This is a genomic window from Neobacillus sp. BP17, from assembly GCF_059579525.1.
Genome location: NZ_CM184198.1, coordinates 4,667,285 through 4,681,070 on the forward strand (window position 1 = coordinate 4,667,285; position 13,786 = coordinate 4,681,070).

10 protein-coding genes are annotated in these 13,786 nt (G+C 40.6%); all 10 read right to left on the minus strand.

Annotated features, from left to right (window positions below; translation table 11 throughout):
* Nucleotide 1: 1 nt before the first annotated feature.
* The 10 genes from AC4QJR_RS22870 to AC4QJR_RS22915 all read right to left on the minus strand — a co-directional run bounded on the left by AC4QJR_RS22870 (nucleotide 2) and on the right by AC4QJR_RS22915 (nucleotide 13,752).
* Nucleotides 2–1,777 (minus strand): glycoside hydrolase family 2 protein, encoded by a 1,776-nt coding sequence (locus AC4QJR_RS22870; protein WP_496524274.1) that lies wholly within the window; start codon nucleotides 1,775–1,777, stop codon nucleotides 2–4.
* Nucleotides 1,774–2,544: a sugar phosphate isomerase/epimerase family protein gene (locus AC4QJR_RS22875; protein ID WP_496524275.1), complete on the minus strand. Its 771-nt coding sequence runs from the start codon at nucleotides 2,542–2,544 to the stop codon at nucleotides 1,774–1,776. Before AC4QJR_RS22875 ends, AC4QJR_RS22870 begins: the two co-directional genes overlap by 4 nt.
* A gap of 69 nt (nucleotides 2,545–2,613) precedes the next feature.
* A complete protein-coding gene (locus AC4QJR_RS22880; RefSeq protein WP_496524276.1) occupies nucleotides 2,614–3,672 on the minus strand; it encodes a Gfo/Idh/MocA family protein in 1,059 nt (352 codons plus the stop codon).
* Nucleotides 3,673–3,694: 22 nt separating this feature from the next.
* On the minus strand, nucleotides 3,695–4,708 hold the full coding sequence (locus AC4QJR_RS22885; protein ID WP_496524277.1) for a Gfo/Idh/MocA family protein: 1,014 nt from the start codon (nucleotides 4,706–4,708) through the stop codon (nucleotides 3,695–3,697).
* A 22-nt stretch (nucleotides 4,709–4,730) separates the two neighbouring features.
* A complete protein-coding gene (locus AC4QJR_RS22890; RefSeq protein WP_098572874.1) occupies nucleotides 4,731–5,534 on the minus strand; it encodes a DeoR/GlpR family DNA-binding transcription regulator in 804 nt (267 codons plus the stop codon).
* A 40-nt stretch (nucleotides 5,535–5,574) separates the two neighbouring features.
* Complete coding sequence (locus tag AC4QJR_RS22895; protein ID WP_496524278.1) at nucleotides 5,575–8,046, minus strand: alpha-mannosidase; 2,472 nt, start codon at nucleotides 8,044–8,046, stop codon at nucleotides 5,575–5,577.
* On the minus strand, nucleotides 8,046–9,869 hold the full coding sequence (locus tag AC4QJR_RS22900; RefSeq protein WP_496524279.1) for an MBL fold metallo-hydrolase: 1,824 nt from the start codon (nucleotides 9,867–9,869) through the stop codon (nucleotides 8,046–8,048). Before AC4QJR_RS22900 ends, AC4QJR_RS22895 begins: the two co-directional genes overlap by 1 nt.
* 27 nt (nucleotides 9,870–9,896) lie before the next feature.
* A complete protein-coding gene (locus AC4QJR_RS22905) occupies nucleotides 9,897–11,270 on the minus strand; it encodes a beta-N-acetylglucosaminidase domain-containing protein (RefSeq protein WP_496524280.1) in 1,374 nt (457 codons plus the stop codon).
* Nucleotides 11,271–11,286: 16 nt separating this feature from the next.
* Nucleotides 11,287–12,207 carry a class II fructose-bisphosphate aldolase gene (locus AC4QJR_RS22910; protein WP_098572870.1) on the minus strand — a complete coding sequence of 307 codons (921 nt, stop codon included), beginning with the start codon at nucleotides 12,205–12,207 and terminating at the stop codon, nucleotides 11,287–11,289.
* Between the two features lie 30 nt (nucleotides 12,208–12,237).
* The gene (locus AC4QJR_RS22915) at nucleotides 12,238–13,752 is read right to left on the minus strand and encodes an FGGY-family carbohydrate kinase (protein WP_496524281.1); all 1,515 of its coding nucleotides are present in this window, start codon (nucleotides 13,750–13,752) and stop codon (nucleotides 12,238–12,240) included.
* Nucleotides 13,753–13,786: the final 34 nt, after the last annotated feature.

Below are 13,786 nucleotides of genomic sequence, written 5' to 3' on the forward strand. Positions count from 1 at the left end.
GTCATCCTAATTCAGCAAAGGTCAGCTTCCTACCCTCATTTATATTACGAATGATATTGAGATCAACTTTAGCCTGTCGGTCATAGGTTAATAGTCCATTAATTTCTTGCTCGATGTCTGTGAATTGGGTATAACAAAAACCTTGGATTAGTGGCGACTCCAACAAAGCCGAGACCACATGATAGTATCGTTTAATAAAATCATCAGCATTTGATGCTGCGGTATAACCCCACCCCTGCCAGTCGCTTTTCTGATAGGCGATTCCGCCAAACTCCGTTATCATAATAGGCTCATTATGATATTGAAAGCCGTTTACATATAAAGAACGATCCGCTGGAGTATACTTTAAGACATTCTCCAATGCTGAATAACGTTCTGTTAGAACTTCCTTTTCCCCTTCATAGTCATGAATGGTCAGGATATCTGAAATGGTATGCTCCCAGCCATCATTTGAAATCACTAAACGGGAGGAATCGATCGATTTTGTTAAGGAATACATGCTGACTAAATGATGGGCTTGGCGCGGATCCCTTTTTAGTCGCGGTACTCCCCAGCTCTCATTTAACGGCACCCAGGCAACGATAGACGGATGGTTATAATCCCGTTCAATAGCTTCTTGCCATTCCGAGGCCATACGTTTTACTGACCTGTCTGTAAAGGTATGACTATTGGCCATTTCCCCCCACACCAGCAGTCCTAATTGATCTGCCCAGTATAAGTACCGCGGTTCCTCAACCTTTTGATGCTTTCTGACCCCATTAAAGCCCATTTCCTTCGTTAATACGATGTCTCTTTTTATATCTTCATCTGTTGGGGCTGTTAGCAGGCCTTCAGGATAATACCCTTGATCAAGGACAAGTTTCATATAATATGGCTTATTATTGAGCTCAATTTTTCCATCCTGTATAGATATTTTTCTCATCCCAATGTAGCTTTGCACTTTATCTAAAAGTACATCATCTTCTTTGAGACGGAATTCTACATGATAAAGATGTGGAGTTTCTGGACTCCATAACTTACCTTCGCCGTTTGCAAAATCCACAAGAGAAACTATGTGCTTGTTTTTCCATTGAACCAAATGAACTTGGACCTTATCATTGACAACAATTTGGCCATGGGATGTAATTTCGATTTCAAGTTCTTGTTTGCTCTTCCTATTTTGGACAATATATTCTATCGAAACTTCACCTGTATCAATATTCGGAGTAAGTTTCACACGGTCAAGGTAGGATGGACTTACCGGCTCAAGCCAAACTATCTGCCAAATACCTGTTGTTCTTGTGTAAAAGATTCCGCCAGAATCGACTTCCCAATATTGTTTCCCCCGCGGCTGTTCCAAATCAGTGGAACTATCCTCTGCCCTTACAACTACTCTATTTTCTCCGCTAATTAGAGCGTCAGTAATATCGGCATAAAACGATGTATGCCCGCCTTCATGGGCACAAACAAATCTTCCATTAATCCAGACTGTTGCCCGGTAATCAACCGCTCCAAAATGAAGATGGATCTTTTTTTCCTGCCATTCTTCAGGAATGGTAAAGCACCGTTCATACCAAACAACATCATGGAATTCTTTCGTTTCAATACCGCTTAATTTTGATTGAAATGCATATGGAACGATAATTTTATTAGAAAAATGGTGATTTAAATACCATTCTTCTCTTAAACCACGATTATGATCATCAAAATCAAAGTTCCATGGTCCGTTAAGATTGAGCCATTCATTTCTTGTGAAATCTGGTCTTGGATATTCCGAGCGGGGAGTTAGTGATGTCATTTTATCGCAGCCTCCGCCAGTAAATGTTTAAGAGTGTCTACATTTATCGCAAGACTTTCATAAGGATCACCTTCAAATTCTTCCTGCTCAACTGTGAACCACTCCACACCATATTCATTCGCTGCTTTAATAATAGAGGCATAATCAAAGATACCCCTGCCAACTTCTGTGCCGGCCTTCTTACCGTTTACAATTTTCATGTCTTTGATATGGAGTGACACGACTCTATCTCTATACTTTCGAATAATTTCTATCGGGTCATATTCTGCGAAACTAGCCCAATAGCAATCTAGTTCCATTTTTACCAAATCAGGCTCTGTGTTACCAAATAGCAATTCAAGACCCGTTCTATCTCCAAATTTCTCAAATTCAAAGTCATGGTTATGATAACCAAAAATGAAGCCCGCTTTTTTGCATGCTTCCCCAATTTTGTTTAATGATTCTGCTGTTCTCTTATAATCATCAGCGGTCTCGCGCATTTCCTTTGGAATAGCCGGGCAAATAATTAAGTTATTTCCAATGGTTTGATGATAGTCAAAAATATTTTCTAATCCTGGTTGTAATAGTTGGTGAATCCCTACATGTGCACCGGCAGCCGCCATTTCATGTTCATCTAATAGCTGTTTAACTTTTTTGGCTGGAGTATTATAAAAGCCTGCAAATTGAATACCTTCATATCCAAGATCAGCTACTTTTTGGAACGTTCCCAAAAAGTCTTTTTCTGCATCTTTCCAAACAGAAAATAACTGTAAGCCTATTTTACTCATTTAACAAACAACCCCTTTTTTTAAAGCAGCGGTTAAATTTCTTTAACCGCTGTTCTTTGATTGGACTATTTATACAGTTACATCTTCACTTAATTTAATTGCTTCGCCCTTTTCTGCTGACTCATACAGTCCATTAATGATTTTCTGAAGGTAGACACCTTGTATACCTGTACTTATCGTTTTTGTTCCTTCTAAACACGAATCTACAAATCTCTCAAGTTCAAGTTCGTGCCAGTCTCTCTTAGGCAAATGAGAAGGGGTAATATCTATTAAAGTATCATGCTTTTCTTGATAGATTTTCAGTGGAAACACATCTGCTCCCCCTTTATCCCCCATTAAGGAAACATTCATCACATCATGCTTTTCCACATTCGCAGCAAAAGCAGTCTCTAATAAAATTGATTCCCCATTTTTAAACGTGATCATGCCACGTGCCATGTCTTCCACTGAGAAGTTTTCCCAATCCCATGTTCCCATGAGACCTACTCCTTTTTTGTTGCCAAGCTTCTGATACGTCACACCAAAAACAGTATCCGGCTCAGGATAACCCATCAAATATAAAGCGGTATCCAACATGTGAACCCCGATATCAATTAAAGGTCCCCCGCCCTGAAGTTCTTTATTTGTAAACACACCCCAGCCTGGAATTCCCCGGCGTCTCATAGCCGTCACACGTGCAGCATATATTTCCCCTAGTTCTCCTCCATCAATAAAGCGCTTTAACACTTCTACATGTGGAGCATGGCGGAAATGGAACCCATAAGTTAAGATTTTTCCAGCCTTTTCAGCGGCGATGGCCATTTCCTCAGCTTCTTTTGCTGTCATAGCCGGCGGCTTCTCGCATAAAACGTGACAACCTTCAGATAATGCAGCCATTGTTGCAGGATAATGGTATTTATTTGGTGTACAAATACTTACCGCATCTATTTGAACGCTTTGAAACATTTCTTCATAGCTTGAAAAAACATGTGGAATATTAAATTCTAATGCCGCCTTGTCAGCCATTTCTTTCACAACATCACAAATTGCAACAATCTCTACCTTTTCCCCGCATTTTAAATAGTTTGGAATATGGGCACCCGTTGCAATACCACCAGCACCAATAATGCCCACTCTTAATTTTTTCATTGGATTTCCCCCTAATTTATTCCTATTTTTTCACAGTCAATATTTCATCTGTTTCTACTCTTCGACCTTGTGTTTGTGATAGGATTGCGGCTTGATTGATCAATGTTAATCCCTGCACATCCTTCTCTGTAATGGATGGAATTTTTCCTTCAATAATGGAGCTTATCCATTGTTCCATTGGCAGAGACAGTGCGGTTGGCAAAGTATCAGGTGTATGCCACCCCTCACCCAGTTGTTTAGATTTTAAGCGGATTTTATCATCTTCTATTAATAATGCTCCTTCTGTTCCATACAATTCTAGCTGGAAAGGGCTTTCACTAGAAAGAAACCCTGTTTCAATTGTTCCTAACGCTCCGTTTTCATACTCGATAATCGCCACTGAATTAACATCAACTTCATTTTCCGATTGTGGCTGTAAGCGAGCTATCACAGCTTTTACTGGTCCTGCCAGGCGATTCGTTAAATAAATCGGATGGGCACCAAGGTCAATAAAGGCACCTCCACCGCACTCCTCTTTATTAAAAAAGTGCTTAGGCAGCCAGCCGTTTGGATTCCCCTTTAAAGGAACCGCACCATTATGTGCAAGCCGGCATCGAATAGACGTTAGTTTCCCTAATAGCCCTTCATTGAGAACTTGTTCTGCATATAAATAATAATTCTCAGTTAGCCGCGGCAGCGAAACCATTAGCTTTACTTGATTCTGATTCACTGCTTCATAGATTTCATTACAATCCTCTACTGTAAAAGCGAGTATTTTTTCAGTAAAAATGTGCTTCTTATATTCAGCAGCCAGAATAATAATCTCTTTATGAAGGTTTGTCGGTGTATCTACAATAACGGCATCAATTTCTGAGTCGGCCAAAACTTCCTTTAAGTCTGGTTCAAAAGGCACAGCAAGTTTTTTCGCCCATTCTTGACCACGTTCCACATTTTCATCCCAAACGACCTTAATTTGAATGTGTTCATTTTGATTGGCTTGACGTGCGTAATCGTCTGCATGGACATGCCATTTACTTAACAAAGCAACATTAACCATGGGATCTCCTCACTTTTAAGCTTTATATTTCATTTATCACTTCTGATACCGGTACAACAATCACTTCAACGCCCTTTTTTTCAATTTCCTTAAGGATATCTTTATCGGCGAGTTCACTAGTAATAAATATATCTATTTCATTAAAATTACAAAAAGAGGTTAACCCTGCCCTTTGAAGTTTACTATGGTCAGCTACTACTACAATTTTTTGTCCTGAGGAAACCATTGCCCGTTTAATTTCTGCTTCATACAAATCAGAACTTGTAAAACCCTGGCGCAGTGAAATCCCTGATGTTCCTAAGAATACATAATCGGCATTGTAATTTTGTAATTCAATTTCTGCCTGTGGACCAACCAGACTCATTGAATTTCGTCTTAGTTTCCCGCCTAATAAGTAAATCGAGGCAGTTTCATCTTTGCTGCATTCTTCTGCTACATCCATGGCATTAGTAATAATCGTTAAATGACTATTTTCCGGTAAGTTTTTTCCCACATACCAGTTGGTTGACCCTGCATCAAAAATAACAATTTGCCCTTCCTTTATTAATTGAGCAGCTGCTTTCCCAATCGAATCTTTTTCATGTGAATATTGTAGTTTTCGTTTATTAACTGGAGGAATCAGGGAATGATTCTGATACTGTTCTTCTTCAATCAGGATGGCTCCCCCATAGTTTTTCTCTGCAATTCCTTCTTTTCCCAGCTGGGTGAGGTCCCGTCTAATCGTTTCCTCGGATACATGCAATAATTCGACTAGATCAGAAACTTTTACACTTTTATTCTTTATCAATAGTTCTTTAATAACCTTCCTGCGCTCTGCCACAATCATTTTGAAATACCCCTTCTTGCTCAAATAATTACTCTTTTTCTTAATCTTCCCATTCCAGTAAATTGTTTTCAACTATTGGTTTGGATGGATCTTTAGGAATACGGAATGTCTTTATTTCTGATGGCTTAAACTCCGAAGTGATTGTCCGGCCCCACTTAGGAAGACTTATGACGGCAACTGTAGCTTCATTGGAGGTTTCATAAACCCGCAGAATGAGGTCTTCATTATCCTCCGCTTGCTTGATCACACTGACAATGACATTTTCCACATCTACAGACAAAAAGGAATCTTTTTGTGGCAGTGATCCTTTATGATAGCTCTCAATAATCGAAATAGGTTTTTGGTTTAACTCAGCCGCTCGTTTTACCGTACCCGCTGTTTCCCAATTCCCTGTATGAGGCAAAAGTGAGTAGGTAAATCTTTGAATTCCCTGATCAATAAATGAATAGGATTGGTTTTCCTCCGGAACGATTGGGTCATGGTGTGCATAGATAGGGCTGCGCAGAACGGTCATACTCATTTCCTTGTTATGTATATCAAAGCTGTATTTCCCGTCATTTAATAGGCTTAAGCCGTAACTTTCCCCTGTTGAAGGATGGGTTCCAGAGATATCAATCCAATTTTGACCCGGTTCTTCTTCCCCATTCCCCTCTCTTACAATATGTCCATACGGAATTTCATAGGTTGATTTTCTAAAAATCAGATTGACTGGAAACTTCAGTTTTAGTGCTTTAAATTGTTCCTGCCAGTTTATTGTGCAATGAACATCAATCTGGCCAAGCTCCTGGTACATTGTAAAGTCTTGGGCCAAAATAGATTTCCCATATTCACTGACCACGCGAATCACAGATTTTACAGGCCCCTGTTCCACTAGTTTTACACTTGTTGCTTTAAATGCACCTGCTTCTTCATTAAATCGAAGGACATTGTGGGACCAGGTGTCACTCTTATCGTGGATGACGACTGGTCTTGCTGCTGGTCCGCTTAGTAGCTCAAGGTTCTTTTGTTTATCAAATAAACTCGTTACAAAGCCGGTATGTGAATCGATTTCAACCCTGAAATGAGCATTTTCTAAGAATGCTTCACTTGCTGGGAGCGATGGGAATTCTTTACCTTCATGACGGCTGACAATTTTATAAACCCTGTATCCCATTGAAGGAAGGTCGGCAATGAAACTAACCCGTGAACGTCCTCCGGCTGTAGCCTGGGATTGAACCGTCTGCATCGCAATTTGATTACCCTCTTCATCTACTAAAATATCGCTTGACTTTAATCCGCCTACTTCCTGTTCAACATTCACCTTGCTGTTCCATGAATGAGGATTAAAGATCACAAGAGGCTTCATTCCTTTTTCTTCTTCTATATTAATTCTCCACGATAACGATTGAATCGCATAGTTTACTCCTCTTTTGGCGATTGACATCGCTTCCCCATGCATATCTCGTGCATCATCATATGCAGCCTCTAAACTAGTTCCTGCTAATATGTCATGGAATTGATTGAACAATACATTTTTCCACGCCAGTCCGTATTCAGAAGATGGATAATTTTGACCTGTGAGCCAGTTCGCCAGAGACGAAAATTTTTCTGCTTTGATCAGTGCATTTTCTGCTTCTCGGTTCCATTTTTTTATTCCAGAATGAACGGAATAGCATCCACTCGCATGGTGCTGAAGGTCATCATGAACTACCGGGAACGGAAGATTCTTATTCATGAGCTCATCAAAAAATTTATTAGGTGTGCTGAATACAAGATTCGGGTAGGATGGGTCTTCATTTAATTGTTTAATGCTTTCGATATTTTCTTTTGTCGGCCCGCCGCCATGGTTGCCTACACCGTAAAAGGTCATTAAATCATTAAATGGTGCTTTTAATTCATCTGCATTTCGGCGTATATGTTTCTTGAGTTCCTTGCCCCATGTGCAATATTCAAATGGAATACGGTAGGATAAAACACGTGATCCATCATCTGATTCCCACCAGAATAACCTTCCAGGCAGTCCTTTTTCCTGCGGACTTGGACGCATGAAAATATAATAATCCATGCCGCTCTTCTTTAAAATTTGCGGAAGCATTCCATGATGTCCAAAGCTGTCCACATTATAGCCAACTTTTGCCGTCACCCCGAATTTTTCTTCGAAATAACGCTGCCCATACAATCCCTGGCGGACAAAGGATTCTCCGCTTGGTATATTGCAATCAGGCTGAACCCACCAGCCTCCAACAATTTCCCAGCGTCCTTCTTTAATGCGCTGTTTGATTTCTTCAAACATTTGCGGTTCGTTGTTTTCAATCCATTCATAGTTTGCAGCGGAACTATTTGTAAACACAAATTCCGGGTACTCCTTCATTCTGTCAAGGGCCGAACGGAATGTTGCTTTTGTCTCCTGAAACCCTTCCTGCCATTGCCAAAGCCAAACTGGATCCAGATGAGCATTTCCAATCATATGTAAAGTCTTCACTTTTATTTTTGGCAGTTGTTTTTCTTTTTCAGCAATCGTTTTTTCTGTCATTAATGGTCTCCTCCTTCAGCAGGCAGATTATTAATTGTAACCAGTGCTTCAGCATGCTGCCCAAAATGATGTTCCCCTATGGTTAGATCAACGGCTATTCGTTCTCTATAGCCTTGGGTTTCTATTGGAACTGTCATGGATGCCGTAAATTGTATGGTTTCCATGCTTGTTAATTTCGCTTTGAAATCACTATTATCGACCTGCCAGTTGGTTGGTGTGATCATCTTTGCTAATACCTCTTTTTCTTCATAAAACGGATTCTTTATTTCGACCGTTACCGAAAAAGTATCACCTGTCTGAACCATCGTCTGGTATGGATGAATAATGGCTCCAAATCCATCTGCCCCTAAATCCAGTTCATCTAATGGCAAAAGGTCATGATGAAGTTGTTCAAGCACCTTCCCTTTTTCTTCAATTAGTTGAAGAAATTCCTCAGTAACCACTATTGGCTCCCAATGCCCTGAAATGAGAAGATCTGGTTGTAATTCTCTATAAAGCTTGGCACTATCTATGTAATCCCAAATTCTAAATTGGTTTTGATACACATAATTGAATTGTCCATCCTCCCCTTGATATTGGTCTCCAATTGCAAGAACTCGTTTTCCATCAATGATAAATTCAATAACAGCTGCATATAAAGTATGACCTGGCTGCTCATAAAGTGTGAATTCGTACTCTTCCCACTTAATTTTTTGTTTTAACGGCAGCTGTCGATTCACTGGGATTGGATCATACCACAAACATGGTAAGTTAAACTTTTCAGGATTTTCGAGGACATGGGAAAAGTTTTCAGGGCACCAAATTTCCGTTCCCTCGATATCCCGCAATAAGTTAAGACCTGCCACATGGTCATCATGGTAATGAGTCGGGATGACTACATCAATCTTTTCCACCCCATATTGTTCTTTTAACTTCGAAAGTGTGTATAACCAAGGCCTCCTTGAAGCTCTGTCACTTCCAGCTGCAATCCCTCCTATAAAATCGTAGCCAAAATCAATAAACAGGGCTTTGCCGCTTTTTGATAGGATGACGTATGCATTGGACATGCTTGTTTTGTTAAATAACAAATGCGGTGTAATTTCTTCATAGGGGTTTTCCCTCAATTTGAGTAACCTTGGGTTATGATTTCTTTGATTCATTAATTTCACAAGTCGCCCAATAAGGAGGTCAATTGCATCTGAAGGGTGCTCCATTAATTGCCCATGTGATGGCAAAAGCAGGTCGGGGGTTCGGTCTTTTATATCCAAAAGGGAAAGAACACTTAATGCAATCCCCTCTCCACCGTTATACGTCCATTGGGTAGCAGACAAGGACCAAACTTTGCCAGGTCCATAAATTAAATCACCAGTAAATGCGGTTCTCTTCCCCTCTATTTCTGCTATGACAGTAATCGAACCAACGGTATGTCCTGGAGTAGGAATAATCGTAAAAGCTATCCCGTTAATCACATGTGAGGAATAATCTTTTAACGAGCCATAAACAGGCACTGATTGCAGAAGGGAAAAGCGATCCTGCCGCATATTGTAGTTATTTGTGATCGCTCGAGCCTTCCAATGTTCATCGATATGATGAAATAGGTCTTGTTCTGTATGAGGCACCCAAATGCGTATCCCTTCCTGGACTGCAATATGCAATCCCTGAACTTGGTCCCGGTGATGATGGGTTATAAGAATATCTGACACGTTGTCAACTCCGATTGAACCCAGGTGTTGAAGAACATTTCCATCCCCAAAGTCAATTAAGACCGCTTTTTTTCCGGTCTTGATCACGTAGACATTACATGTATCTTCATATAGGAAAAGATTTGTTGAGATTTTTTCCATCTCTCTATACAACTCCCATTATTGTCTTTAATTAAAGATATTGCTTTTTTTCTTATCTACTTTCGTCTCAACAAACTCAATTAATGGGAGTAGTATGCTTCCTGCATATCTTTTCGGATGATTCCGTATTTCACCGGCCGACTCCTTAAGCCAATTGAGAGGAGCAGTAATATCTTCGTTGTTTTCCAAAGCCCTTAAAACCGTAATGGCCCTTCTCCCTGCCCATGCCATGCTTTCCATCAGTTCAATCCATTGAACCAGATTATTACGCAGGGCATAATTAGACATTCTGTATTTAAGATGGTATCCGGCTTCATCAAGTGAATCCAAGTAGTCAAACAGCTTTTGGACATCTTTGCTAACGGATGCAGTTTCACCTAAGTGAAGGCTAGAAAGTGCTTTTTGAACTAACTGTTCCAATATTGGTGCTTCCGGATAACCAAGACAAGAGAACAATGAATTCTCAGCGAAAAGTTTGATAGCTTCATAGTTTTCATTACCAGCGATTGTTTTCAATGCCTTTTCCCACGATGACCAGGGTTCATAGTAAGCTGGATTTTTAAAATAATCCGCAAAGGTTAGCAAAGCTATTTTTGAAGCCTCAGCCTGACTCATTGTATTGACGATAAACCCTTTACACACATGCGGAAGTCTGCCGTCACGTCCGGTAATTGGACCGATATGCATCTCATTTGTCATCGCTAAGTCATTTACAGGATAGTTATCCCAAATAATCGGTTTTCTTTGGACTGCTGCTGCAAATTCAGCAGCAGCTTGTTCGGATATAGTTTCAGAACAAATCTCTGGACCTGTATAAAAGATATCAATCTCTTGGTCTAGTCCTTTTCCAAGTTCATAAATATAGTCACTAAATGGTGCCTTCCCGTGATAATCAGTAGGACAAAGTGATAATTTACATGATTGATCCAGCGATTTTAACCAATATAGCAATCTGTTCGCGATATGTATATGCGCCCCAGCATAACTGTTAAACATAAGCCGCTCTTCTTCATGATGAAATTCAGCAGCAATGTCATCGAGCATAATCATAAAATGCCTGACTCCAATATCATAAAATGCTTTATACTTCGTGGTAATCAAGTGGAAATCTTCTTCGGATGCATAATTGATTGAAACACCAGATCCGAGCGAATAGCAGAATTCTACTCCATGGTTCATCGAATGTTTCACCGTTTCTGCAAATTGTTCCATAATGAAATCGGGATATGGCTCCCGCCAGCGGGCACGATGCTGGCGGTCATTTTTAGGTCCATAAATGTATAGATTAAAGTCATTCTCTGCAATAAAAGAGATTAAATTATTCCGTTCGGGAGCAGTGTAAAACAAACCATAAAAACCTTCAATGACCCCTCTAACTGGAAAAAAGGATGTGTCTGTCATCTTGTACCTCCTTTTATTAACCCTGAAAGTTTTCTGCCTGATTTGAACTGCCCAGAAAATGCTGAATTTTTTCAATTACTGTTGCCTCAACGGCTTTTTGCGCCATTTCTAACTGCTCGTTTGATAGTGATTTGCATTCCTCGTTTGTCATCCGTTCTTCTTTTCCTAGCGATTTTAGAAGGGAAATCTCCAAATCTGTTGCAATATTCACTTTACTAACACCGCCATTTGGAAGCTTCGTAGCTGCAATAATCATCTCAGCAGGTACACCTGATCCACCATGAAGAACTAAATGAACCGGTGTTAATTTCCGAATGGCTTTTAGTCTCTCAAGGTCTACCTTTGGCTGTCTAACAAGATAGACACCATGGGCCGTACCGCATGAAACCGCCAATGCATCACAGCCAGTTTCATTTACAAACTGCAAAGCCTCCGCTGGATCGGTGTAGAGCTCCTCATCCTTGTCAGTTTCCACAAAATCAGTTGTTCCGATTTTTCCTAACTCAGCCTCTACGGAAACACCTTTCGCATGGGCATAGTCCACAACCTTTTTACTGATGGAGATATTTTCGGCTAACTCGTGCTCCGAAGCGTCAATCATCACGGAAGTAAACCCAGCCTCAATCGCATCTTCAAGAACAGAGATTTGCTTTGTATGGTCAAGGTGAAGAACGACCGGAACTGTAATACTCTCTTCTTCGACTGCTCGGTAAAATTCTTCTGCGAATTCGAACGGAGTAATGCCATACCGTTCTAATTCTTTTTGTGAAATTTGGACAATTAACGGTGATTTTGTTTTTTCACCCGCCCTTAAAACAGGGCGGATCATAGGAGTATACCGTGGAGAGAAAGAGCCAATCGCATAGCCCTTTTTTTCTGCTTCCTCCAGGGCTTCTTTTAACGTCAATACATTGATTAAATCTGTTTTATTAGTCATCATCATAAGCTCCTCTATTTATCTAATTACTCATTCATTTGTTAGGGACGATGGAAAACGGCGATAAAAATTCCGTAGTTGTTCCTGCAGCCCCATATACCCTTTTTCATATAAGTGTTTATATTCCTGATGGAATTCCTGATTTGGCACTATTTCCTTGCTGTGCGTATAGCGGATTGCCGAAACCGCCTCTTCCTCGCTCTTATAAACCCCGCTGCCAATTCCTGCTGTTATAGCAGCGCCAAGCATGGTTGCTTCATTAATTTCTGGGATAGTTAACTGGCAATTGGTGATGTCTGCTTTTATTTGCATCCAGTATTTATTTTTCGTCCCTCCGCCAACTGAAGTCATTCGGTTTATCCGATATCCAGAAATTCTCTCAGCAGATCTGCGAATCGATTCCAATTCATACGCTGTCCCCTCCATCATTGCTTTCAAAAGATCTCTCCGTTGATGAGATGTCTTGAGACCAATGAAAGCCCCTCTTGCGTATGGGTCTGGCTGCGGTGAGCCGCTTCCGGACAAGTATGGGTAATATAAGATACGTGACGGTCCTGCTTTTACATTAGAAGAGAGGATCATAATTTCTTCGTAGGTCATTTTTTGATCTGCGAATTGTTCCCTGAACCATTCAATCGAACCTCCGGAGGCTGAAATTCCTCCCATCCAAAAGAGGCGGTTCCGGACGATATGACAGCCGAAGGTCATACCTGAAGCGTATTCTATATCTGTAAGCTGCCTTTTCTCAAACGCACCTACCATTGTCTCGGCGGTTCCAATTGAATTAAATACATTACCTGGATTGACAGCACCAACGGCAAGGGCAGCAACAAGGTGGTCATGACCTGCAATGGCGACAGGTATTCCTGAAGAAAGCCCTAGCTGGTCTAACGCTTTTGGTTGAGTCACACCCATTAGTTTTCCACTTGGCATTACTTCTGGAAATAATTGTTCCGGTAACCCAAAGTGCTTTATCCACGGTTGATCCCATGTTAGTTGGTCAATCCGGAACGCATAGGTCCTTGCAGCCAGGGTATAATCTGTTGCAAGATTCCCGGTTAGCAAGTAGGCAATATAATCTGATGCCGACAGCCAGACTGCCTCTTCCAAAATATCCTTATCCCGTTTTTTCAATTGTAATATTTTTGCCAGCCCGTACTTGTAGCTATTATGAAGACCTGTTTTTTGAAAGCGATCAAAGGGTCGATCCTCTTTTGATATTTCCTCTGCTTCAGTTTCCGCACAGCGGCTGAACCATGGAATGAAATTCGTTCTTGGTCTTCCAGTTCTCCTGTCCAGCAGTAGACCAGTTTCGGCCATACTAGTTATACCGATAGCCGAAACCTTTTCATTACAGCCGGATAAAATCTCCTTTAGACAGCTTGCAATATTTCTCCAAATTTCTGATGGAGAGATAAACGGTTCACCTTGTTGGTTATAATGAGTAATAGTTGGACGAACAGCAATTTTTAGGATTGATCCATTTTCTTGAAAAAAACCCGCCTTACAATGTGTTGTCCCAATATCAATACCAAGCAATCCCATTGTCTAAACAATTCCTTCCACTTTTTCCTTGTAT

What these genes read in the sequence shown, in the direction of transcription:
- AC4QJR_RS22870 (WP_496524274.1), bottom strand. Translation starts at nt 1,777, where the DNA reads ATGACATCACTAACTCCCCGCTCGGAATATCCAAGACCAGATTTCACA.
- AC4QJR_RS22875 (WP_496524275.1), bottom strand. Translation starts at nt 2,544, where the DNA reads ATGAGTAAAATAGGCTTACAGTTATTTTCTGTTTGGAAAGATGCAGAA.
- AC4QJR_RS22880 (WP_496524276.1), bottom strand. Translation starts at nt 3,672, where the DNA reads ATGAAAAAATTAAGAGTGGGCATTATTGGTGCTGGTGGTATTGCAACG.
- AC4QJR_RS22885 (WP_496524277.1), bottom strand. Translation starts at nt 4,708, where the DNA reads ATGGTTAATGTTGCTTTGTTAAGTAAATGGCATGTCCATGCAGACGAT.
- AC4QJR_RS22890 (WP_098572874.1), bottom strand. Translation starts at nt 5,534, where the DNA reads ATGATTGTGGCAGAGCGCAGGAAGGTTATTAAAGAACTATTGATAAAG.
- AC4QJR_RS22895 (WP_496524278.1), bottom strand. Translation starts at nt 8,046, where the DNA reads ATGACAGAAAAAACGATTGCTGAAAAAGAAAAACAACTGCCAAAAATA.
- AC4QJR_RS22900 (WP_496524279.1), bottom strand. Translation starts at nt 9,869, where the DNA reads ATGGAAAAAATCTCAACAAATCTTTTCCTATATGAAGATACATGTAAT.
- AC4QJR_RS22905 (WP_496524280.1), bottom strand. Translation starts at nt 11,270, where the DNA reads ATGACAGACACATCCTTTTTTCCAGTTAGAGGGGTCATTGAAGGTTTT.
- AC4QJR_RS22910 (WP_098572870.1), bottom strand. Translation starts at nt 12,207, where the DNA reads ATGACTAATAAAACAGATTTAATCAATGTATTGACGTTAAAAGAAGCC.
- AC4QJR_RS22915 (WP_496524281.1), bottom strand. Translation starts at nt 13,752, where the DNA reads ATGGGATTGCTTGGTATTGATATTGGGACAACACATTGTAAGGCGGGT.